Here is a 22,765-nt window from a genome sequence, read left to right on the forward strand (position 1 = left end):
CGAGCATCGATCTGTCCGGTTCGATCACCGGCGTGGACATCACGGCGGTGACCATCGGCACCGCACCGACGCACGGCACGGTGAGTGTGTCGGGCAAGGTGGTGACGTACACGCCGAGTGCGACGTACTACGGTGGCACGGACAGCTTCACCTACACCGCGACCAATCCCGGCGGCACGTCCAGCCCGGCGACGGTGACGATCACCGTGGGTGTGCCGGCAGCTCCGACCGTTGCTGCGAAGTCGATCAGCACGGCTTACAACACCGCCGCCACGATCGACCTCACTGGCTCCATCACCGGCGTCGATATCACCGGCGTCACCATCGGCACCGCACCGACGCACGGTACCGTCAGCGTATCCGGCAAGACGGTGACCTATACGCCTTCGTCCAGCTATTACGGCGGTAGCGATAGCTTTACCTACACCGCCACCAATCCCGGCGGTACGTCAGCGCCGGCCATCGTGTCGATCACGGTGGGCCTGCCAGCCGCGCCGACCGTGACGGCCAAGAATGTCACCACTGTCTACAACACCCCGGCGAGCATCGATCTCTCGGGTGCCATCACCGGTGTCGACATTACCTCGGTCGCCATCGCCAGTGCGCCTTCACATGGCACGGTCAGCGTGTCGGGCAAGACGGTAACCTACACGCCGTCGTCGACCTACTACGGTGGTACGGACAGCTTCACCTACACCGCCACCAATCCCGGCGGCACGTCGACGCCAGCCACGGTGACGATGACGGTGACCCCGCTGAGCGTGCCGACGGCGCAGGCCTTGTCGGTCACCACCACTACCGGGGCCTCGGTGCAGATCCAGGCGACAGCGGGCGCCACCGGTCCGGCGCCGTTCACCGGGGTCAGCGTGGCCCAGGTGCCTGCCCATGGCCAAGCCACGGCAAGCGGTGAGCAGCTCACGTATACGCCGGCGACAGGCTTCACCGGTACCGATCACTTCACCTACCGGATCGCCAACCACTTCGGTCAGTCGGCCGCCGCCACGGTGACCGTCACGGTGACTGCCGCCGGCCAGGCCAGCGCACCGGATGGCACGGTCACCCTCACCACCAAGCCCAATGCGCCGGTCACGACCAACCTAGGCAACATCGTGCCGGGGAGCTTCGTGTCGTCGACCGTGCTCGGCCTTTCGCCGGGCGGTGCCGGGCAGGTGTCGATCAGCCAGCCGACCTCGTTGACCTTCACGTCGGTCGCCGGCTTCCACGGCCTGGCCCAGATCACGGTGCTGCTGACCGCAGCCGATGGTCACACCGCCACCGTGGACGTGCTGGTGCTGGTGAGCAATCAGCCCGACCCGTCGAAGAACCCGGACGTGCTGGGCTTGGTCAACGCGCAAGCCATGGAAGCGCAGCGCTTTGCGCAAAGCCAGCTGGACAATATCCGCCAGCGCCTGGAAAGCCTGCACGACGGCAACCAGCAACTGTTCAGCAGCACGCTGTCGATGAGCCTGAATGGCAAGCCGTTGCAGGGACCACGGATGGCTGGAGCAGGGCGTCTGCCGGGCCAGCAACCCGGCAATGACACGGATCACCCGAACGGACTGGCGGCCACGACGCAACCGGACGGCCCGATGACCATGCGACCAGGCATCGGCAGCGCCGGCGACAACATGATGATGATGTCCGATGCCGCCATGCCGACGTCCGATTCGACGGGCACCTCTGGCGGACATGCGCCGCCCAGCCGTGGCCCCAACGGGCTGGCCGCGTGGATCGACGGTACCGCCGCCTTCGGCAGCTACGACAGTTACCGACAAGCCGCGGGCTTCGATGCGAACAGCATCGCGATCAACACCGGCATCGACCAGCGTGTGGGTGAACGAGGCCTGTTCGGCATCAGCCTGGGCTACAACCACGATCAGAGCACGGTGGCCAACGACGGCACGCGCAGCATCGCGCGAGGCTACAGCGCTGCGATCTACGGCAGCTTCGCCCCTTCGGCGAAGACCTATATCGACGCCGTGCTGGGCGGCGGCGGACTGAGCTTCGACAGTCGCCGTCGCGACAGCAACGATGGCAGCTATCTGCTCGGTCATCGCAACGGCAACCAGTGGTTCGGCTCGCTGACCGCGGGTTACGAATATCACCACCAGCGCTGGATGATCTCGCCGTATGGCCGACTGGAATGGTCGTACTCGGCACTGAACGGCTTTGCCGAGAATGGTGATGTCGCCGATGCACTGACTTACGGGCGCCAGAACATACGCACCTCGTTGGCGGTGCTTGGCGTGCGCACCAGCGGCTTGATCGTGACCACCCACGCCGTACTGGTGCCGCGGGCACGACTGGAGATCGGCCATGAGTTCCAGGGCACCAGCGACACCACGCTCAGCTACGCCTTCGTGCCATCGGCCGGCTCGTGGAACGTGTTGAGCAACCCGTACAGCGCGAACGGCAACAGCGTGCAGGCAGGGCTGGGGCTGGATATCCAGCTGCCGCGCAGCCTCACGTTGACCACCGACTACAGCTTCCTGATGCAGCCGCACAGCCATAGCCAGATGATCCGCTTCGGACTCAACAAGAAGTTCTGAGCAAACGGCTACTGTCTGATGGACCAGGGGCGCCACAAGGCGCCTCTGGTCTGTCAGGGCAGAGTCATTCGGCCCTCCCTGCAGGAGCCCGCTCGCGGGCGATGCTTCTGGCATGGCAAGCCAACGCCTTGCCTCGGGCTTCCTCCAGTCGTCCGGTCACCCGCAACGCCCTTGCCTCTGGCTAACTCTCCCCCTTGCCGGGTGAGTAGAGGACTTTCACCTCCAAGCAGGTGCGCCCTGCCGGGCGCACACAAAAAAGGGAAGGGCCGAAGCCCTTCCCTTGATGATCACGCCAACGCTTGCGCTTACAGCGCGTAGTACATCTGGAACTCCAGCGGATGCGTGCTGGCGCGGTAGCGGGTGACTTCCTGCATCTTCACGCTGATGTAGGCGTCGATGAAGTCGTCGGTGAACACGTCGCCGGCCTTGAGGAAGTCGCGGTCCTTGTCCAGCGCTTCCAGTGCGGCGTCGAGGCTGGCGCAGACCTGCGGAATGTTCTTCTCTTCTTCCGGCGGCAGGTCGTACAGATCCTTGTCGGCCGGCGCACCCGGGTCGATCTTGTTCAGGATGCCGTCCAGGCCGGCCATCATCAGCGCGGTAAAGGTGAGGTAGCCGGACTGCATCGGATCGGGGAAGCGCACCTCGATGCGGCGGCCCTTCGGGCTGGCCACGTACGGGATGCGGCAGCTCGCCGAGCGGTTGCGCGCCGAGTAGGCCAGCATCACCGGCGCTTCGAAGCCCGGCACCAGGCGCTTGTAGCTGTTGGTGGTGGAGTTGGCGAAGGCGTTGATCGCCTTGGCGTGCTTGAAGATGCCGCCGATGTACCACAGCGCGGTCTGGCTGAGGCCGCCGTACAGGTCGCCGGCGAACAGATTCTCGCCGTTCTTGGCCAGCGACTGGTGCACATGCATGCCGCTGCCGTTGTCGCCGACGATCGGCTTGGGCATGAAGGTGACGGTCTTGCCGTTCTGGTGCGCCACGTTCTTGATGACGTACTTCATCGTCATCAGCTCGTCGGCCTTCTGCACCAGGGTGTTGAACTTGACGCCGATCTCGCACTGGCCGGCGTTGGCCACTTCGTGGTGGTGCACTTCCACGGTCTGGCCCAGCGATTCCAGCACCTTGCACATGTCGGCGCGCAGGTCGCCCAGCACGTCCACCGGCGACACCGGGAAGTAACCGCCCTTCACCGCCGGGCGATGGCCCATGTTGCCGCCTTCATACTTGAAGCGCGTGCTCCACGAGGCCTCTTCCGATTCGATCTCGTAGAACACGCGGCCCATGTCGTTCTGCCAGCGGATCGAGTCGAAGATGAAGAACTCGGGCTCCGGACCGAAGAAGGCGGTGTCGGCGATGCCGGTGGACTTGAGGTAAGCCTCGCCACGCTTGGCGATCGAGCGCGGGTCGCGGCCGTAGGCCTGCAGGGTGCTCGGCTCCAGCACGTCGCAATGCAGCACCAGCTGGGTGTGTGCGCTGAACGGGTCGAGATAGGCGGTGGACGGATCGGGCATCAGGATCATGTCCGACTCGTTGATGCCCTTCCAGCCGGTGATCGACGAGCCGTCGAACATCTTGCCGTCCTCGAAGGTCGACTCGTCGATGCTGTGCGCCGGGAACGTCACGTGGTGATGCTTGCCGAGCATGTCGGCAAAACGGAAGTCGACGAACTCGACCTCGTGTTCCTGGATCTGGTCGAGTACTTGCTGGGCAGTCATGCGGAAACCTCGGCTGGGTGGACGTGCAGTATGGAACAAGACAGAGCAAAGGCTGTGCCAGACGTGAAAAGTCCGCCGGAACAGGCCATTGCGCACCTGGGCCGGCTCAAACTAAGCCAACATGGTGCAATTTGCCACCCACATTGCACCATGTTGAACATTTTGCACCCGCGCGACCCGGCTCAGAAAGCCTTGGCCAGGCTCAGCACCCACGTGCCGCGCCCCAGATAACGACCCGCGATATTGCTATAGACCTGACGGCGGGCGTTGGTGTCGTACCAGCCCAACGTCAGCGTGCAGCCGTGGGCAAACGTGCGCGCCACGTCCAGCTTCCAATCGGAATAGGACGCGGCCCCGTCATGCGCCACGTCCTGGTGCCCCACATGCGCATCGAATTGCCAACCCGGTGCGAATGGCTGGCTCCAGGTCAGATCCACATAGCCACTGTGCGCGCTGTCGGCGATGCCGAACAGGTTGCCGAAGGTTTGCGAGTATTTCAGCGTCAGCGTCTTCCAGCCCAGCGCGGCATAGCCTTCCAGCGTGTACGGCCGGGTATAACCGTGCGGGTAGCTGCCCGGGTAGTAATACTCGTACAGGCCGGCATCGACATGCCAGTCGCGGCCGAGATTTCCGCGCCAGCCGGCATAGGCGTCCAGCTCCACGCTGCTGGATACCGGCTGCGCTGGCGTCGAGCCGTCCGACAACCAACTGATGTTGCTGCCCCAGGCGCCCACATACCAGCCACTGGCGCGGTCGTACTCGACGCCTGCCTGTACGGCGGGATGGCGATTCGTCTGCGAGATGCCGCGGAACAGGTAATCGTTGGTCAGGGCGACATTGCCGCTGAGCGTGCCGGTCGGCGTGTCGATCGCCAGAACCGGCGTTGCGGTCGCGGCAAGCAGGCCGGCGAGGGCAAGGGCAACGCTTGTACATCGATGCATGGCTCGTCTCCATTGGCAAAGGCAAGTCACACGCCGAGCAGACGTATGGACGTCCATTTGGCTGGATTGCCGCCCATCGCCCAGCGTGTCCGGCGCATCGGCGATGCGCCATGCATGGCTCAGCAAGTTGCGTGCCGCCGGTCCGGGCACGCCTGGATGCGGTTGTCGCGGGCCAGCGCGACGACGCCTGCGCCAACGTGGGGAATGCAAGACGCCGGATCGGTGCAAACCCGCATCGTGGACGGCCTCGGCACCACGCCCTTGCTCGTCATTCCGGCGCAGGCCGGAATCCAGTAGCCGTATGGTCCGGACAAGCGTGGTCGCTACTGGATCCCGGCCTTCGCCGGGATGACGACCACGATAGGTCATCGCCAGCCGATTTTGAGTCGTGTCCTTGCCATGCCCCGTGCAAACGGTACCCCGCCTTCATGTCCCGGAGCGCTGCCCGGGTTATTCCTGACAGCAGTGAGCGAACACTGGGATCCAGTCATTTAAGGCTCTGGCATGCGCAAGGCACTGGATTCCAGCGTTCGCTGGAATGACGAGCCCCCAACCATGTCGCCAACGTTCGGCGCATTGACCACCGATGACCCCGGCCCGCTAAGCTATGCCCCTTTGCCGGCGTCAGATCGCGCCGGCCCACCCTCCAACGGACCTGCGCCCCTGTGACCGACATCCTCCACGTCATCCTGCTCGGCATCATCGAAGGCATCACCGAGTTCCTGCCGATTTCCTCGACCGGCCACCTGCTGATCGCCGAACACTGGCTGGGCGCGCGCTCGGACCTGTTCAACGTGGGCATCCAGGCGGGCGCGATCCTGGCGATCACGCTGGTGTACTGGAAGCGCATCTGGCAATTGCTGACTGGCTGGCGCGACGCGGCTACGCGCAGCTACCTGTTCAAGCTGGTGGTAGCGTTCCTGATTACCTGCGTGCTGGGGCTGGTCGTCACCCACTACGGCTTCAAGCTGCCCGAGACGGTGACCCCGATCGCGTGGGCACTGGTCATCGGCGGCTTCTGGATGATCGGCGCCGAGCAGCTCGCGGCGAAGAAGCCGGATCGCAGCGAGGTGACCTGGACGGTGGCGATCCTGGTCGGCGTGGCGCAAATGGTGGCCGGCATCTTCCCCGGCACCTCGCGTTCCGGCGCGACCATCTTCACCGCGCTGCTGTTCGGTACCAGCAACCGCGCAGCGGCCACCGAATTCTCGTTCCTGGTCGGCATCCCCACCATGTACGCAGCCACCGGCTACGAGCTGCTGAAGGTGTTCAAGGATGGCGGTGCGGTACACGAGGACTGGACCGCGCTGGCGGTCGGATTCATCGTTTCGCTGGTCGTCGCCTTCATCGCGGTGAAGTGGCTGCTGGGCTATATCCGCACCCACCGTTTCACCGCGTTCGCGGTTTACCGCATCGCACTCGGCGTGGCCTTGCTGCTGTTGATGCCGACCGGCGCCTGAGCCGGCTGCAGCAGAAGATGGAGGACGGCACCGGTCCGGCCGCAACTAGCGCCGGCTCGACCTCCACGCCATCGAACCGCCGCGAGCGCGGTGGGACAGCACCCCCTCGCCGTTCTCCAGCGGGAACATGCCACCCATGCCCGGCACCGTGTCAATGGCGAGCTGGGTACGCTTCCAGCATTCATGCTGCGACGAGCTCATGCCGAGCGGCGCGTCGGCGATCTCGCCGAACTGCACGTCGCGGCCGCCTGTCATGAACTCGTCTTGCGGACAACACATCGGCGCGGAACCGTCGCAGCAACCGTTGGGCTGGTGACGGACCCGAGTCGTCGGGGGGTTGCCAGTAACCCGGTTGCTGGTATTGATCCCGGGCATACCGCCGCGAGCCACCCGGCAGTAGCGGACCCAACGGCCGGAGCCGTCAAAGGATCAATCGAGCCCTGACAGCGCCTGAGTATCGGTAGACAAAGCGGACTGGTCGGCTGCCTAACGCGCCGCGCGCAGTTTCACGTTCACGCCCACCCAGAACGTACGGCCGGGTGCCGGTTCGAAGCTGCCGCCGTTCCTCTGGTCGACGATCACCGAGCCGATGTAGTCGCGGTTGAACAGGTTGTCGACGCGTGCGTACGGCGCGATCGTGTAATGCGCGCTGTTCCACACGTAGCCCACGTCCATTCCGGCGACCGCGTAGCCCGGAGCCGCCAGCGTGCCGGCATCATTGGCGGTCACCGCGCTCGCGGCATCCACGCTCATCCCGGCGTGCCAACCGCTGTCGCCTCCCCAGCGCAGCGAGGCATGCAGCAGGTTCCGGGGAACGCCGGGGATCCGCGTGCCTGCAGGTATCGTGCAGGTCGCAGGCGTGTTGCAGTCGCTGAACGTGTCCAGGAAGTGGGCATCGAGCCGGGTGTAGGCGAGGTTCCACTTCCACGCGTCGCCCAACGGGAGCCGCAGGCCCAGTTCGGCACCACGCCGGCGGGCGCGCCCCACGTTGTGGTAGGTGGTGCGGCCGCCCAGGCTGGACAACACCGCGATCTCGTCGCGGGTCATGGCCTCGAACAGCGCGATGTCCAGCAGGCCGCCATCGGCGAAGCTCCACTTCGAGCCGATCTCGCCGTTCCTCGAACGGGCGGGACGCAATCCGAAATTGAGCCCGTTTTCGCCGTTCGGCCGATAGCCGATCTCGCTGAAGGTCGGCGTCTCGAAGCCTTTGCCAAACGACGCATACAGGTGCCAGGCATCGCTGGCGTCGAACAGCAGGCCGGCGACCGGGCTGGTGGATCCGTACGCGACCCGGCCGCTGTCGTCCGGATTCTTGCCGGTGATGTAGGAATCGCCGGAGCTGAAGCGCACCACACTGTGACGTGCTCCCAGCGTCAGCGACCAGCGCTCGGCGAATTTCCAGGTGCCTTGCGCATACTCGTCGATGTCGTACACATCGTCCTGTTCGTTGCGCCGCAGTGCGCCAACCACGCCCAGCGTGTCGCCGGCGAAGTTCTCGCGGCCGGTGCGATGCTGGTTCTCGTCGTCGTAGGCCACGCCCGCGGCAAAGTCGAGCGGCCGGCCGGCAAGCTCGCCCTGCCAGATCCAGCGCAGATCGGTGCCCTTGTAGAGGGTGTGGAGATCCACCACGCCGCCCGAGTTCAGCGGGTTCTTCTGCGCCGCCACCGGCACCGACAGGAACTGCTGCACGCCGCGCTGGCCGTAATAGACGAGGGCCTGCACGCGCTGGTGCGCGTCGAGCTTTTGGCTGTACAGCGCGCCACCCTGCCATTGGTGGACACTCTTGCGCGTGTTGTAGAGCAGCGCCGATGGCGATGCCTGGCGCGGGTTCGCCTGGTACTGCGCCCAGGTCAGGCCTTGCGGATCGAGCGCGAGCGGCACCGACACGGTATTCAGCAACACGGTGAGCTTGCCGCCGTCGCCGACCTTGAAATCCAGCTTGACGTTGCCGTTGATGCGCTTCGCGCCGCTATGCTCCCGATAGCCTTCGGTACGGAACCCGGCAAGGTCGAGGTTGTAGCCGAAGCCGCCGTAGGTGCCGCGCGCCCCGGCATCCGCGTGCCATTGGCCGAAGCTGCCGCCGCCGAGGCTGCCAAGGACTTCCGGCGGATTGCTGCCGTCCGCCGTGAAGATCTGGATCACGCCGCCCGAGGAATTGCCGTACAGCGCCGAGAACGGCCCGCGCAGCACTTCGATGCGCTCGGCGCCACCGAAATCGAAGTTCGAAACCTGCCCTTGCCCGTCCGGCATGGTCGCGGGTATGCCATCGGCGTACAGGCGCACGCCCACCACCCCGAAGGTCGCCCGCGAACCGAAGCCGCGGATCGAAATCTGTTCGTCCTGCGCGTAGTTCTGGCGGTCGCGCGCCAGCACGCCGGGTACCTCGCGCAGGTATTCGGAGGCGTTGATCCCCGGCGCGGAGCTGGTCGGGCTGCCGATCTGCACCGCGGTGATCGACGCCGGCACGTCGAACGCCAATTCGGGGATGTGCGTCGCCGTCACCACCACGATCGGCAACAGGCGCGGCTTTGCCGGCTTCGCGGCTTCGTGCGTCGGCGATGACCTGTTCACTTGCGCGGCTGCCGCGACCGGTGCCATCCCCCCCACGCCACACGTCGCCAGCACCATCGCGCGCGCCAGCCCGCGCCATCGCGGCCACGCCGGGGCACCACGATGCCGCGCCTGCGCACCGCCCACCTCGCCATCGCGCCGATGCCCGGTTGCTCCCGCATCCATCACCTGTGCTCCACCGTCCATCGCCTGTGCTCCACCGTCCATCGCCTGACTCCCCGCATTGCACTGAGACGCCTACCGTCCGAAATCTGCGCTCCACCGCGCCGACGCACAACGTCAATCGTCATCGCCCGCAAGGCCGAACCGGTAACTCAAACCGACGAAACACCCGCGCGGCGCGCCCGGGGCGACGAACAGGGTCGACGTGCCGGGCCCGGTGGCGTCGATCAGCCGTTGCGGCGTATCGAACACGTTGTCGCTTAACTGCCCACTGATGAAATAACGCCGGTCGAACACGTTCTGTACCTTCGCGAACAGCGACAGGTGCCGCGCCGCCTGCCAGGTGATATCCAGGTCCAGCAATGCGTAACCTGGCACCTGTCCGTGATCGTCCTGGTTGTTCTCGTCGCCCACCGCGTACTGGCCGGAATACGCGCGCACGTGACCACCGAAAGCCCACTTCCACGCGAAGTGGTACCTGGCCGCCAGCGTGAACGTGTGGCGAGGCACGCCCGGCAACCGGTCGCCCGGGACAACCCGTATTACGCCGTCATCGTCGGCGCTCGAATTGTCGCCGCTCCGCTCCTCGAACGGCGCGCCATAGGTGGCCTCGAGAAAACCGTAATTCGCTTGCCACTCGAATCGACCAAGCTGGCCGCCCATGCCCACATCCACGCCCTTGCGCACGGTCTTCGGTACGTTCGCGAAATAGCCCTGCGAGCTGCCTCCGGTGAAGATCGTGAGGATGTCGTTGCTGACCCGGCTGTAGTATGGCGAGACGTTCCAATGCAGATGCCCGCTGGCGAACGCGCCGCGCAGGCCCGCGCTGAAGGTATGTGCAATCACCGGCTTCAATGGCGGGTCGCCGGTGAAAGCGTTCGGCAGCGTGCATGGCGCCTCGGGACTCGCGCACTCAAGCTCTATCGGCGTCGGCGTACGCATGCCTTCGTCGTAATTGATGTAGGCGCCCAGGCCGTGCGTCACTGCCCAGGTCAATCCCAGGCTGGGATTGAACCGATGGAAGGTGTTCCGGCCATTGATGTCGGGAGCTTCGCCGGTGAGATCACTGATGCCGATGCGGCTGTAGTCGTAGCGCCCGCCCACAGTCGCCTGCACCGCATCGGCGAGTGACAGCACATCGAGAAAATACACGCCGACGTTGCGCGTGCCGGTGGCGGCATCGGTCGAGAGCGGGATTTCGCCGAACGGGATCAGGCCCAGCGTGTGGCCACGCAGCGCCACGTCGTACGGGAAGTAGGCCGGTTGGCCGACCTGGTCGTAATGGCTGGTGCTGGCATCGAGGCTCACACCCAGTGCGAACTGGTTGTCGAGCCCGCCGATCCGGCCCTGGTTCACGGCCTGGACGGAACCGCCGTAGCCGCGCGAGTGCACATTGCTCAGCACGTTCGAGCCCGGCACGTTGTTGATGGTCGCGGCCGGGTCGAGGGGATCGTACGCGGGCGCGAGTCCCGAGTTGTAGTACTGGCCCACCGAATCCGTATCGAACGGACCGTTTGCGGCATGGCTCAACGGGCCGTCTTCGTCCTCGTCGTAGTCGTCATGATCGTTGGTATTGCTGTCGAAACCGCGCTGCTGGGAGATGCGCAGGTAGGCGTCGGCCTGCAGCGACCACGACGAGCCGATCTGCCGCGACCCCCGCAGATTGAGCTGGCTCAGATTGTTGATGAAGTAGTCCGGCCAGGTGAACGCCGATTCCGGCGTGCCGGCCCATTCGACCGGGATGGTCTGGGTGCCGTACAACGTGGCATGCGTGCCGGTGTAGCTCAACGCGATGTCGGTTGCGTCGTCCGGCCGCCAGTCACCGCGCAGAAACACCTGGCGCACGCGGCTCGGCGAAAACTCGCGCCAGCCGCTCTCGTAGTCGCTGCCGACTCCGGCGTAGAAGGCGAAGTGATCGCCATGCACACCGAAGTCCGCACCGACCTGGATGCGCCCCCACGAACCGCCGGACACGTCGAACGAACCGCCCGGATCGGTGAAGCCGCTTTTGGTTTGCAGGACCAGCACACCACCCAGCGTATTGAGCCCGTAGAGGGGGTTGGAGCTGGGGATCAACGTGACATTGCGGATCGCGAAATCCGGCATCGCCTCCCAGTTCATGGTTCCCGCGAAGGGTTCGTTCTGGCGCACGCCGTCCACGTACACCGAAATGCCTGACGGCGAGCCAAGCAACGGCGACAACGTGAAGCCGTGGAAGTACAGATTCCCCTGCCAGGGGTTGCCCTGCGACTGCGTGATGTTCACGCCCTGGAAGTTGTCCTCCAGCAAATTCGTCAGTGATTGGCCGTGGATCCGGGAGATGTCGTCGGCCTGCGCACTCTGTGTGTTCAGGGGGACTTGCGAGGCCGGCACACTGAGGCCCGGCAGTGGCGTCACGCCGATCACCACGACCTCGCCAAGCTGCTTTACCTGCGCTGTCGCCAAGGCAGGGCACGATACCAGCACAGCCATCATGGCCACCCGCATCCACTCGGCCAGGATGGATCGACCTGCGTTTCTGGAAGCGGCATCCGCGGCCAACCGCAGAAAGTCCTCCAGGGCGTCGACACGCTCGATGCACCACCGGTGGATCGACCCGCATCGCGACATCCCGCCGCGCGGCCGGGACGCGGCGTCAGTAGCGCACGCGCTCGTCATACAGGCGCTTGACGACGGATGGATCGGCCAGGGTCGAGGTGTCGCCCAGCGTGGCCAGGTCGACCTCGTTGCTGCCGGTTTCGGCGATCTTGCGCAGGATCCGGCGCATGGTCTTGGCCGAGCGTGTCTTGGGCAAGGCGGGCGCCCATTGCAGGTATTCCGGTGCCGCGAAGGCACCGATCCGCTCGCGGATGCCGGCGGCAAGCTCCTTCCTGAGCGCGTCGGTCGGCACAACACCTTCCTTCGGCGTCACAAAGGCATAGATCGTGGCGCCCTTGATCTCATGCGGGCAACCGACCACGGCAGCTTCGGCCACGCGCACGTCGGCCATCATCGCGCTTTCGATTTCGGCGGTGCCGATGCGGTGGCCCGACACGTTGATGACGTCATCCACGCGTCCGGTGATCTTCCAGTCGCCGTCGGCATCGCGCCCGGCGCCGTCGCCGGTGGTGTAGACGCCGGGGTACATCGTGAAATAGGTGTCGATGAAGCGTTGGTGGTCGCCGTACACCGTGCGCATCTGCCCCGGCCAGGAATCGGTGATCACGAGGTTGCCGGAACCCTCGCCATCGATGGGCTGGCCGTCGACGTCGAGGATCGCGGGCCGGATGCCGAAGAACGGCTTCATCGCGCAACCGGGTTTCAGCACGGTCGAGCCCGGTAGCGGGCACATCAGGGTGCCCCCGGTTTCGGTCTGCCACCAGGTGTCGACGATCGGGCAACGGCCCTCGCCGACCACGTTGAAGTACCACTCCCAGGCTTCGGGGTTGATCGGTTCACCAACCGAGCCGAGCAGCCGCAGCGACTTGCGCGAGGTCTTCCTGACCGGCCCGTCGCCCTCGCGCATCAGCGCGCGGATCGCGGTGGGGGCGGTGTACAGGATGGTCACCTGGTGCTTGTCGCAGACCTGCCACAGGCGCGAGGCGTCGGGCCAGTTGGGCACGCCCTCGAACACCAGGGAAGTTGCGCCGTTCGCCAGCGGGCCGTACACGATGTAGCTGTGGCCGGTGACCCAGCCCACATCGGCGGTGCACCAGTAAACGTCGTCCTCGCGCAGGTCGAAGGTGGCTTCATGCGTGTACGACACCCACACCATGTAGCCGCCGATGGTGTGCAGCACGCCCTTCGGCTTGCCGGTGGAACCCGAGGTGTACAGGATGAACAGTGGATCCTCGGCGTTCATCGGCTCCGGCTCGCATTCCGCCGGCTGGCTTTCCACCAGCGCATCCCACCAGCGGTCGCGCAGCGGCAGCATCGCCACTGCGCCGCCGGTACGGCGCACCACCACCACGGTTTCGATGCTTTCGGTACCCGGGCGCGTCAGCGCCTCGTCCACGTTGGCCTTCAGGGGAATCTTCCGGTTCGCCCGCACGCCTTCGTCGGCGGTGATCACGAGCTTGCACTTCGAGTCCGCGATCCGCCCGGCCAGCGCATCCGGCGAAAACCCGCCGAACACCACCGAGTGGATGGCGCCGATGCGCGCGCAAGCCAGCATGGCCACACAGGCTTCGGGAATCATCGGCATGTAGATCGCGATGCGGTCGCCTTTCCCCACTCCAAGCTGGCGCAAGGCATTCGCGAACTTGCAGACCTGGGCGTGCAGCTCGCGATAAGTGATTGCGCGCGCGATCGCCGGGTCGTCGCCCTCGAACAGCAGCGCCGTCTTGTCGCCGCGTGTCTCCAGGTGCCGGTCCAGGCAACTGACCGTCGGGTTGAGCACGCCATCCGCGTACCAGCGGATATGCAGGTCGGCGGGATCGAAGGACACGTCCTTGACCTGCGTGGGCGGCTTGATCCATTCCAGCCGCCGCGCGGCTTCGGCCCAGAATTTTTCCGGGTCGTCGATCGATTCCCGGTAAAGGCCTGCGTAGGTGTCGGGCTTGATCTGCTCGGCGGCTGCAAATGCCGGCGGAACGGGGTATTCCTTGCTCATTGCTGGGATCTCCTCGGATTCATGCGGACCGATGACGGTCCACGAAAGCCATGCGAGCCGGCGGCCGGACCGACGGCGACGGTGTTTCTGCGCCCTGTTCAAAGGCGCCCCGCCTCCTGCAATCGTTCGATTTCATCGTCGGTAAAAAGCCGTGAGCGGGTGAGAAAACGCTGTCCCTCGCCGTTATCCAGCGAGAACATGCCACCGCGCCCTTCCACCACGTCGATGATCAGCTGGGTGTGTTTCCAGTACTCGTACTGCGCCCGGCTCATGTAGAACGAGGCCCCGGCAATCTCGCCGAGCTTCATGTCCCCGTCGCCGACGATGAAATCGCCTTGCGGATAGCACATGGGCGCGGAGCCGTCGCAGCAGCCGCCGGACTGGTGGAACAACACCGGGCCGTGCTTTTCGCGGAGGCGTTCGATCAGGGCGTCGGCGGCGGGCGTCGACAAGACTTTCGCAATGGTTGCAGCCGTAGACATGACATGGATCCTCACAAGCTCACGCAGGGGCCTTCAGCCAGACTGGCGAGTCCGGCCAGGCCCGCCGAATCCCGCCATCGGGGCAAAGCACGGCCTGGGTCCCGCGGATTGGAAGAGGACATCGCATCCGATTCCGGGACCGTGCAATTCGGCATTGCGCCGGCGGGCGGGCACTCAGGTACTTTTTTCCACTCGAGCAAGGCTGGCGCTCATTTTCCCCGGTAGATGAACGGCACCTTGGACTGCATCGTTTCGTCGTAGGTCAGCGTGCTGCCACCCGCCGGATAACCGTTCTGCTGCAGCAGGAATGCCATGATTTCGACGTAATCCTGGCGTGGAAGGCTTCCCGGCTGGGTTGCCGGCATGTTGTGCGTAACGATGGTGAAGATGTCCCCCACATGGAAATTGGACTTGACCGAGGCGAAATTCGGCCCTTTCAGCGCGGGACCCGCCATGCCTTCGAGATCCTGGCCGTGGCATTGCGCACAGTTGTCGAGGAACTTCTGCCTGCCACCGGTCGCCTGCGCCTCCGTGTACAGGGCGGGGGGCGCAGAAGTCTTCGCGGTGGCACCGGCGCCCTTCGTCGCACACCGGCGTCCGGCACCGGCGGCACGCGCGTGGTAGCGGGGACGGCCCGCCATCGCCGAGCTCCCGCGCGATGACACGGGCAACGCACCGACCTCGACATAAGGAGCGAGCAGGCGCCGCAACTCGCCCGAGGCCTGCATTGCCGCGATCGCACGCTCGAACGCGGCGGCAGCCGCGGCATGGTCCTTGTCGTACAGCGCCACCAGGTTGAAGCGGGCGTGCGGTTCGTCCAACGCGTGCATTTCGAGGCGGCCGTCGAGGTGCTGCTCCGCCAGGTATCTCGTCGCGGCCGGCTTCCACACCATCGCCGCACCGTCAACATGCGTGGCGAGCGCCTTGAGCGCGGCATCCGTCGTCAGGGTCACATCCGCCTGCAGACCGGGATGTTCGGCAAAGTAGATGTTCGGCGTGGTCAGGTAGGCCACGCCCACTCTGGTGCCCTTGGGCAACTGGCCGAGCGACGCCACCTTGCTGCTGCCCGGCGTTACCAACACGAACCCCGTGTGGCCATACGGCGAGGTGGCCTGCAAGCCGCCCAGCGCCACGTCTTGCGCGTCAGTGTCGATCGGGAACCCCAGCACCAGTTCGCACTCCTGGCGGGTCAACTTGCCGAAGTCCTTCAGGCTGAAGGCGTCGTCTCCGTCGCTGCTGTCGAATCGATGTATCCGCAACTGCGCATGCTCGTGTGCGGCGATCGCGCGCGCGAGATGGGCGTCGATCGCGGCGACCGGGCTGCTGCTGTCGATGCATACGGAAAGTTCGGCAGCCGCTGCACTGCCACCGTACAGGAGTACGGTGGCAGCCGCGACCAGCCATGCGCCACGCACAAGCAAGCGATATGGCTGTCTGGTCATCATGGGCTCCAGGTCAGAGTGAGAACACGTAGAGGTGGCCGCCGAGCGGGATGCGCTTGACGGCGGGATCCTTGGCCATGTCGCCGCCCCAGATCGGCGTGGCACCGCCCCAGCCCGCCCAGAGCGACACGTACTGCTTGCCGTCGACCTTCCACGTGCTTGGTACGCCGATGACACCGGACGTCATCTGCGGGCTCTTCCACAACACCTTGCCGGTCTTCGCATCGAACGCATAGAGGTAGCCGTCCGCACTGCCCGAGAACACCAGGCCACCGGCGGTGCTCAGCATGCCGTCGTTCCACGGCAACGCCGACGGGTGGTGCCATGCCGGCTCACCGGTGTCGAGATTGATGGCGATCACGTCCCCCCACTGGCCCTTGAACTTCGGGTCGGCGGTGACATTGAACGTTTCGCCGAGGAACGGCAGGCCAGCCTTGTACGAAACCGTCGTACCACTGATGGTCATGCACGTGTGCATCGCCGGCACGTAAGCCATGTGGGTTTCCGGATCGACCGAAATCGGCCACCAGTTCTTGCCGCCAAGGAAACTCGGGCAGGTGAACACCTGCTTGCCGATCGCCGGGCGCATCGCCTCGTCGGTGGTCATCTGGCCGTCCTTGATGCCGTTGACCGAGGTCGCGGTGACGAATGGCTTGGCATAGATCAGCTTGCCGTCGGTGCGATCGATCGCGTAGAACCAGCCGTTGCGGCTGGCCGAAACCAATGCCTTGTACGACTTGCCCTGGTAGCTGATGTCGGTGAGCACGGTCTCGTTGGTGCCGTCGTAGTCCCAGGTGTCATGGGGCGTGTACTGGTAGTGCCACTTGATCTTGCCGGTCGCGGGATCCATCGCGATCACGGAATCGGTGTACAGGTTCAGGCCCGGACGCAGGGTCGCCAGCCACGGCCCGGGGTTGCCGACGCCCCAGAACAGCGTGTTGGTCTCCTGGTCGTAGGTGCCGGTTAGCCACGCGCCGCCGCCACCGGTCTTGTAGGCGCCTTTCGGCCAGGTGTCGCCACCCGGCTGGTTGGGAGCGGGAATCGTGTAGCTCGTCCACACCACTTTGCCGGTCTTCGCATTCAACGCGACGATGCGCCCGCGAGCGCCGTACTCGCCGCCGGACAGGCCCACGACCACCTTGTCCTTGACCACCAGCGGCGCCAGGGTCATCGCGTAACCGATGTCGGGCGCGATGATCTGCTTCTTCCACTCCACCTTGCCGGTCTTCGCGTCGAGCGCCACCACGTAATTGTCGAGGGTCGCCATGTACACCTCGTCACCGTGCAGCGCGACGCCACGATTGACGACATCGCAGCACACCGTCTTCAGCCCCACCTGCGAAAGGTCGTGCTGGTACTTCCACAGCAACTTGCCGGTCGTCGCCTGGAAAGCCAGCAACTCGTCCTTGGGCGTGGTGACGAACATGTAGTCGCCATTGACGATAGGCGGGGCTTCGTGACCCTGCTTGTAGGTACTCGTGTAGTCCCATACCTGCTTCAGGCCACTGACGTTGCCGGTGTTGATCTCCTTGAACGGCGCATAGCCGTTGCTCTTGTAGTCGCGTCGGTACATCAGCCAGCCGTTGTCGCTGGTGGCGTTGTCGAGTCTTGCATTGGTCACGGTCGGGTACGCGGGGGCGGCCGCCTGCGTCGCGGCATACGCCGCGCCGGTGAGGGCCATGACGGCAAGGCACAGGCTGGTCTTGCACAGCGTTTTCGAGAGAGTCATCGGAGTCTCCATGGTCAGATGGGTTGCTTGCGGTCAGAAGAAAATGATGCCGCCGGCCGAGAAGCCGTTCATGCGCTCGTTGTTGCCGAGGAAATCCTTCGAACGGGTCTGGCTCAGTTCCACGTCGAGGGTCACACTCTTGGTGAGGGCGTAGTAGACGCCGGCCGTGACGTTGCTGTTGGACTTGAAATCCCCGGCGCTGACGAGATCCTTGCGGTTGCGGCTGATGCCACCGCTCAGGCCGAGCTTCAGTTTCGGAGTGAGCTGATAACTGCCCTGCAACAGGTAGTTGACGCCCGTGACGTTGCCCTGGTCGCCGTCGGTGAGGATGCCCAGGCCGCGACCGGCCTGTATGTTGGCGAGCAGGCCGAAGCCGTTGGCCGTGTAGCTGGCGCCGATCTCGCCCAGGGTCATGTTGAAACTGTCGGGCGTGGCCCCGGCCGCGTAGAATTTCTGCTGCTTCGCACCCACCCAACCCTTGAATCCGCCACTGGCGTAGCTGAGCTGCACCTGGACCTGCGGGTCGGTGCGCGAGTCGTAGATGCCGGTGTTGTCGACCGGGCTGAATACGCCACCGGTGAAGGTGAAGCCCGACATGCTGGGCGAGGTGTAGGTGATCTGGCTGTAGCTGCCGACGTAGGTGTAGCCCGCGCCGATGTGGCCCAGCGCGACCCGGCCGCGCTGGGTGGCCTGGACCGGTGCACCAGCGCCGAGCAAGGTCATGTCGGTGAGGGTGGCGTTGAGCCCGAAGATGCCGTAGTCGCGGCCGAGCTTGACCGTGCCAAAGCCAGTGGTGCCCACCGTGAAATACGCCTGGCGAACATCGACGCCGCTGTTCGCCGACAGCGCGTTCGAGGTGGCGATGGGTACCGCCAGGCCGACCTCGGCCCCCAGGTCGTAGCCGTCCTGGGTCGTGGTGATCCTGGTGATCAGCTCGTTCGGCAACAGGCCATTGCCGATCGTGGTGCGATCCTTCTGGCCGCCGCAGCCAAGCGTCTTGCCGGCCAGTGCGGTGCCGCCCACGGTGTCGCCCGAGCAGCTCGTGACCGTGTAGAAACCGTTGGCGAAACCGCTGAAGTCAACGGTCCAGCCATTGGCGCTGAACGAGGTCGCGCTGGCCGCGAGAGGACATCCCGCGAGCGCGATGGCCAGGGCGAGGCCGCATCGGCGCCCCCCAGGCGCGCGGCCGTGCTTTCGTATCGTCGATGTTGTTGCGTTTTTCATGAATCCCCTCCCCAATTCGGCGCGACGATCCGGCTGCCATCCGATCCGTCGCATATCGATGGTCAAGTGGGTCCTTGCGGACCGGGACAGACATCTGGCGGCGACTTCGGCCTTGTCGTGCAGCGCGCCGCCTGCACGTCCCCTGATCAGGCCGTTCCCCGCTACTCGGTGCCATCCATGGCGTACAGCGTTCCCACGCACATCGGCGCGCGGCCATCCGAGGGACGGCCGTGCAGACGCTTGCTAGAAGAAACCCAGTTTCTTGGGCGAGTAGCTGACCAGCAGGTTCTTGGTTTGCTGGTAGTGGTCGAGCATCATCCGGTGCGTCTCGCGGCCGATGCCGGACTGCTTGTAGCCGCCGAACGCGGCATGCGCCGGGTAGGCGTGGTAGCAGTTGGTCCACACGCGGCCGGCCTGGATGGCGCGGCCGAAGCGGTAGCAGCGGTTGGCCTCGCGGCTCCACACGCCGGCGCCGAGGCCGTATAGCGTGTCGTTGGCGATCGACAACGCCTCGTCCTCGTCCTTGAAGGTGGTGACCGACAGCACCGGGCCGAAGATCTCTTCCTGGAAGACGCGCATCTTGTTGTGACCCTGGAACACCGTCGGCTTGACGTAGTAGCCGTCCTTCAGCTCGCCGCCCAGCACCGCGCGCGTGCCGCCGGCCAGCACCTTGGCGCCCTCCTGCCTGCCAATATCGATGTAGGACAGGATCTTCTCCAACTGCTCGCTGGACGCCTGCGCGCCGATCATGGTCGAGGGATCGAGCGGGTTGCCCTGCTTGATCGCCGCCACGCGCTCCAGCGCACGCTCCATGAACTTTCCGTAGATCGACTCGTGCACCAGCGCGCGACTGGGGCAGGTGCACACCTCGCCCTGGTTCAGCGCGAACATCACGAAGCCCTCGATCGCCTTGTCGAAGAAATCGTCGTCGCGCGAGGCCACATCGTCGAAGAAGATGTTCGGCGACTTGCCGCCCAGCTCCAGCGTCACCGGGATCAGGTTCTGGCTGGCGTACTGCATGATCAGCCGGCCGGTGGTGGTTTCGCCGGTGAAGGCGATCTTGGCGATGCGGTTGCTGGAAGCCAGCGGCTTGCCCGCCTCCAGGCCGAAACCGTTGACGATGTTGAGCACGCCGGGAGGCAGCAGGTCGCCGACCAGCTCGGCCCAGACCAGGATGCTGGCCGGGGTCTGCTCGGCAGGCTTCAGCACCACGCAGTTGCCGGCTGCCAGCGCCGGGGCCATTTTCCACGCCGCCATCAGCAGCGGGAAGTTCCACGGGATGATCTGGCCGACCACGCCCAGCGGCTCGTGGAAATGATAGGCGACGGTGTCATGGTCGATCTCGCCGATGCCCCCTTCCTGCGCGCGGATGCAACCGGCGAAGTAGCGGAAGTGGTCGATCGCCAGCGGGATGTCGGCATTCAGCGTCTCGCGGATCGGCTTGCCGTTGTCCCAGGTCTCGGCATGCGCAATCAGCTCGAGGTTTTGCTCCATGCGGTCGGCGATCAGGTTGAGGATGCGCGCGCGCTCGGCGACCGAAGTCTTGCCCCAGGCGTCCTTGGCGGCATGTGCGGCATCCAGCGCCGCCTCGACATCCTCCTTGTCCGAACGCGAGATCTCGCAGAACGGCTTGCCGGTGATCGGCGTGATGTTCTCGAAATACCGGCCGTTGACCGGTGGCACCCAGCGCCCGCCGATGTAGTTGTCGTAGCGCTGCTTGAAGGGAACCTGCACCGGAAGGTGCTGCTGCTCGAGTCGGGTCATGGGTCGTGCTCCGTGTTGGTTTGGACGTCCATCCACGTCGCAAGGGCTGTGCCAACCGCCGATGTGTACCTGCAGCTACTGCACTGCCGCATGCCATACGGCACAGCAAAATCACGAATCGATGTTTTTATTGCGCGGCGCAACAGATCAACGCAGGGCCGTCACTTGCAAACCGACCCCGAATCGTTGTTGTGTGGAGAAACAGCTCGTGGATCACTGTCGCAATTTGCGACAACCGACCGGAGACACATCCGATGCCGCTGCCACCGCGCCAGGCCATCAGCACCGCCCGCCAACGCTTCTTCGAAGCCGGCACGAACCCGCAAGGGCTGGTGGGCGAAACCATCCTCGCCTCGTGGCGGCGCTGCCGCGCGCTGGGCCTGGTTCCCGATCGGCAGCTGCAGCTGGAACCGCCCGAACAACCCTCGCTGTGCGAATTGCGTGACCGCAACGAGGCGCTGATCCGCCTGTGCAAGCCGGAACTGGAACTGCTCTACTCGGACGCGCATACCTGCGACAGCATCGTCATCCTCACCGCGCCGGACAGCACCATCGTCGAGGCCCGCGGCAGCACCGGGTTCCTGGACAAGGCCGCACGGGTGGCGCTGCGTCCCGGCGTCAGCTGGAGCGAAAACTTCATCGGCACCAACGCCATCGGCACGGCGCTGCACGAGCGGCGGCCGGTGGAAGTGCGCGGCGCCGAGCACTACTTCGGCGCGCATCGCCTGCTGAGCTGCTCGGCCTCGCCGATCCTGGACGGCCAGGGCCGCGCCATCGGGCTGCTCGACATTTCGGGCGAATCGAGCGTGCATCACACGCATGCGCTGGGCATGGTGCAGCTGGCGGTTGGCCAGATCGAACGGCGCCTGCTGGAACGCGAGACAGCCGGCCGCGATGTCATCCGCCTGCACTTCGACACGGCCCTGCTCGACACGCCGCGCGAAGGCGTGCTGGTGTTCGAGGAGCAGCGGCTGGTGGCGGCGAACCGGCACGCGATCCAGATGCTGGGGCTGGACTGGAGCGAACTGGGCCGCCGCCGCTATGACGAGCTGTTCGACTCAGCCAAGCCGCCGTGCCACCAGGTGGTCGCGCTGCGTGGCCCCGGCGGCGAGATCTTCCACGCCCGGCGCCAGGGCGGCGACGGCAGGCGTATTGCGGTCACGGGAACGCTGCCGCCGAGCCGGCCGGCTACGCCCGCCGCGCCGACGACCTTCTTCGATGCAGCGCAGGAAGCGCAGCTGGTCCGCGGCGCGCGCCTGCTCGACGCCGACATTCCGCTGCTGCTGCAGGGCGAGACCGGCACCGGCAAGGAAGTGTGGGCGCGCGAACTGCACCGGCGCAGCCACCGCGCCCATGGCCCCTTCGTCGCGATCAACTGCGCCGCCCTGCCCGAAAGCCTGATCGAGTCCGAACTGTTCGGTTACCAGGCCGGCGCATTCACCGGCGCCCGGCGCACCGGCGCGCCGGGCCTGCTGCGCGAGGCCGACGGCGGCGTGCTGTTCCTCGACGAGATCGGCGACATGCCGGCGCCGCTGCAGAGCCGCCTGCTGCGCGTGCTGCAGGAACGCGAAGTGACTCCGCTGGGCGGCGGCAGCCCGGTGAAAGTGGATTTCGCGTTGATCACCGCCACCCTGCGGCAGCTGGACGCCGACGTTACCGCCGGACGCTTCCGCGCCGATCTCTACTACCGCATCGCCCAGTCCAGCATCATGCTGCCGCCGTTGCGCGAACGCGCCGACCGTGCCGCGCTGATCGCCTGGCTCTGGCAACAGCCGGGCACCGAAGCAGCGCGCGTCACGCTGGCGCCGGAGGCTCTCGCGCAGCTGTCGGACTATCCCTGGCCCGGCAATGTGCGACAACTGCTCGGCGTACTGAAATCCCTGCTTGCCCTGGCCGAACCGGGTACCACGGTGACGCCCGCCGACTTGCCCGGGTTCATGCACCAGCCGCCGCCCACCGGCACGACCGCGCCAAGCATCAGCCACCCGCACGCGGTGCCCCGGCTCGACACCCTGGCGCAGGAAACCATGCAGGCCGCCCTGGACGCCTGCAGCGGCAACGTGTCCGATGCCGCGCGCCGACTCGGGGTCAGCCGCAGCACGTTGTATCGACGGCTGCGGCTTTGATCGCGCGGC

General features: G+C 65.6%; 14 protein-coding genes. 3 read left to right on the forward strand and 11 right to left on the reverse strand.

Annotated features, from left to right (window positions below; all coding sequences use genetic code 11):
- Positions 1 to 2,549, forward strand: a 2,549-nt coding sequence (locus tag BMY90_RS13555; RefSeq protein ID WP_139201752.1) for an Ig-like domain-containing protein, incomplete at its 5' end; no start/stop codon positions are given.
- A 305-nt stretch (positions 2,550 to 2,854) separates the two neighbouring features.
- Here BMY90_RS13555 and glnA read toward each other — a convergent pair.
- Both glnA and BMY90_RS13565 read right to left on the reverse strand, forming a co-directional pair.
- Entirely contained in the window at positions 2,855 to 4,264 is a 1,410-nt protein-coding gene (gene glnA, locus BMY90_RS13560; RefSeq protein WP_092704672.1) for a type I glutamate--ammonia ligase, read from the reverse strand.
- Between the two features lie 182 nt (positions 4,265 to 4,446).
- Positions 4,447 to 5,205, reverse strand: coding sequence for a TorF family putative porin (locus tag BMY90_RS13565; protein WP_092704674.1), 759 nt, complete (start codon positions 5,203 to 5,205; stop codon positions 4,447 to 4,449).
- Between the two features lie 665 nt (positions 5,206 to 5,870).
- Between BMY90_RS13565 and BMY90_RS13575 the strand changes: the two genes are divergently transcribed.
- Complete coding sequence (locus tag BMY90_RS13575; RefSeq protein WP_092704678.1) at positions 5,871 to 6,665, forward strand: undecaprenyl-diphosphate phosphatase; 795 nt, start codon at positions 5,871 to 5,873, stop codon at positions 6,663 to 6,665.
- Between the two features lie 45 nt (positions 6,666 to 6,710).
- Here BMY90_RS13575 and BMY90_RS13580 read toward each other — a convergent pair whose 3' ends face one another.
- From BMY90_RS13580 to adh, 9 genes are all read right to left on the reverse strand, one after another.
- Positions 6,711 to 7,040, reverse strand: a complete 330-nt coding sequence (locus BMY90_RS13580; protein WP_175481578.1) for a DUF779 domain-containing protein — start codon at positions 7,038 to 7,040, stop codon at positions 6,711 to 6,713.
- A gap of 111 nt (positions 7,041 to 7,151) precedes the next feature.
- Positions 7,152 to 9,305 carry a TonB-dependent receptor domain-containing protein gene (locus BMY90_RS13585; RefSeq protein WP_175481582.1) on the reverse strand — a complete coding sequence of 718 codons (2,154 nt, stop codon included), beginning with the start codon at positions 9,303 to 9,305 and terminating at the stop codon, positions 7,152 to 7,154.
- Between the two features lie 210 nt (positions 9,306 to 9,515).
- On the reverse strand, positions 9,516 to 11,873 hold the full coding sequence (locus BMY90_RS13590; protein WP_175481579.1) for a TonB-dependent receptor: 2,358 nt from the start codon (positions 11,871 to 11,873) through the stop codon (positions 9,516 to 9,518).
- Between the two features lie 160 nt (positions 11,874 to 12,033).
- A complete protein-coding gene (gene acs / locus BMY90_RS13595) occupies positions 12,034 to 13,989 on the reverse strand; it encodes an acetate--CoA ligase (RefSeq protein ID WP_092704682.1) in 1,956 nt (651 codons plus the stop codon).
- A gap of 98 nt (positions 13,990 to 14,087) precedes the next feature.
- Complete coding sequence (locus BMY90_RS13600; RefSeq protein ID WP_092704684.1) at positions 14,088 to 14,471, reverse strand: DUF779 domain-containing protein; 384 nt, start codon at positions 14,469 to 14,471, stop codon at positions 14,088 to 14,090.
- A gap of 209 nt (positions 14,472 to 14,680) precedes the next feature.
- Entirely contained in the window at positions 14,681 to 15,913 is a 1,233-nt protein-coding gene (locus BMY90_RS13605; RefSeq protein ID WP_092704792.1) for a c-type cytochrome, read from the reverse strand.
- Between the two features lie 13 nt (positions 15,914 to 15,926).
- Entirely contained in the window at positions 15,927 to 17,642 is a 1,716-nt protein-coding gene (locus tag BMY90_RS13610; protein WP_175481580.1) for a methanol/ethanol family PQQ-dependent dehydrogenase, read from the reverse strand.
- A 33-nt stretch (positions 17,643 to 17,675) separates the two neighbouring features.
- Entirely contained in the window at positions 17,676 to 18,866 is a 1,191-nt protein-coding gene (locus BMY90_RS13615; RefSeq protein WP_092704688.1) for a porin, read from the reverse strand.
- A gap of 243 nt (positions 18,867 to 19,109) precedes the next feature.
- Complete coding sequence (gene adh / locus BMY90_RS13620; protein ID WP_092704690.1) at positions 19,110 to 20,630, reverse strand: aldehyde dehydrogenase; 1,521 nt, start codon at positions 20,628 to 20,630, stop codon at positions 19,110 to 19,112.
- Between the two features lie 254 nt (positions 20,631 to 20,884).
- Here adh and BMY90_RS13625 point away from each other — a divergent pair, with 254 nt between their 5' ends.
- Positions 20,885 to 22,756, forward strand: coding sequence for a sigma-54-dependent Fis family transcriptional regulator (locus BMY90_RS13625; protein WP_092704692.1), 1,872 nt, complete (start codon positions 20,885 to 20,887; stop codon positions 22,754 to 22,756).
- Positions 22,757 to 22,765 lie beyond the last annotated feature (9 nt).

This window comes from Rhodanobacter glycinis, assembly GCF_900114325.1.
Taxonomy (GTDB): Bacteria; Pseudomonadota; Gammaproteobacteria; order Xanthomonadales; family Rhodanobacteraceae; genus Rhodanobacter_A; species Rhodanobacter_A glycinis.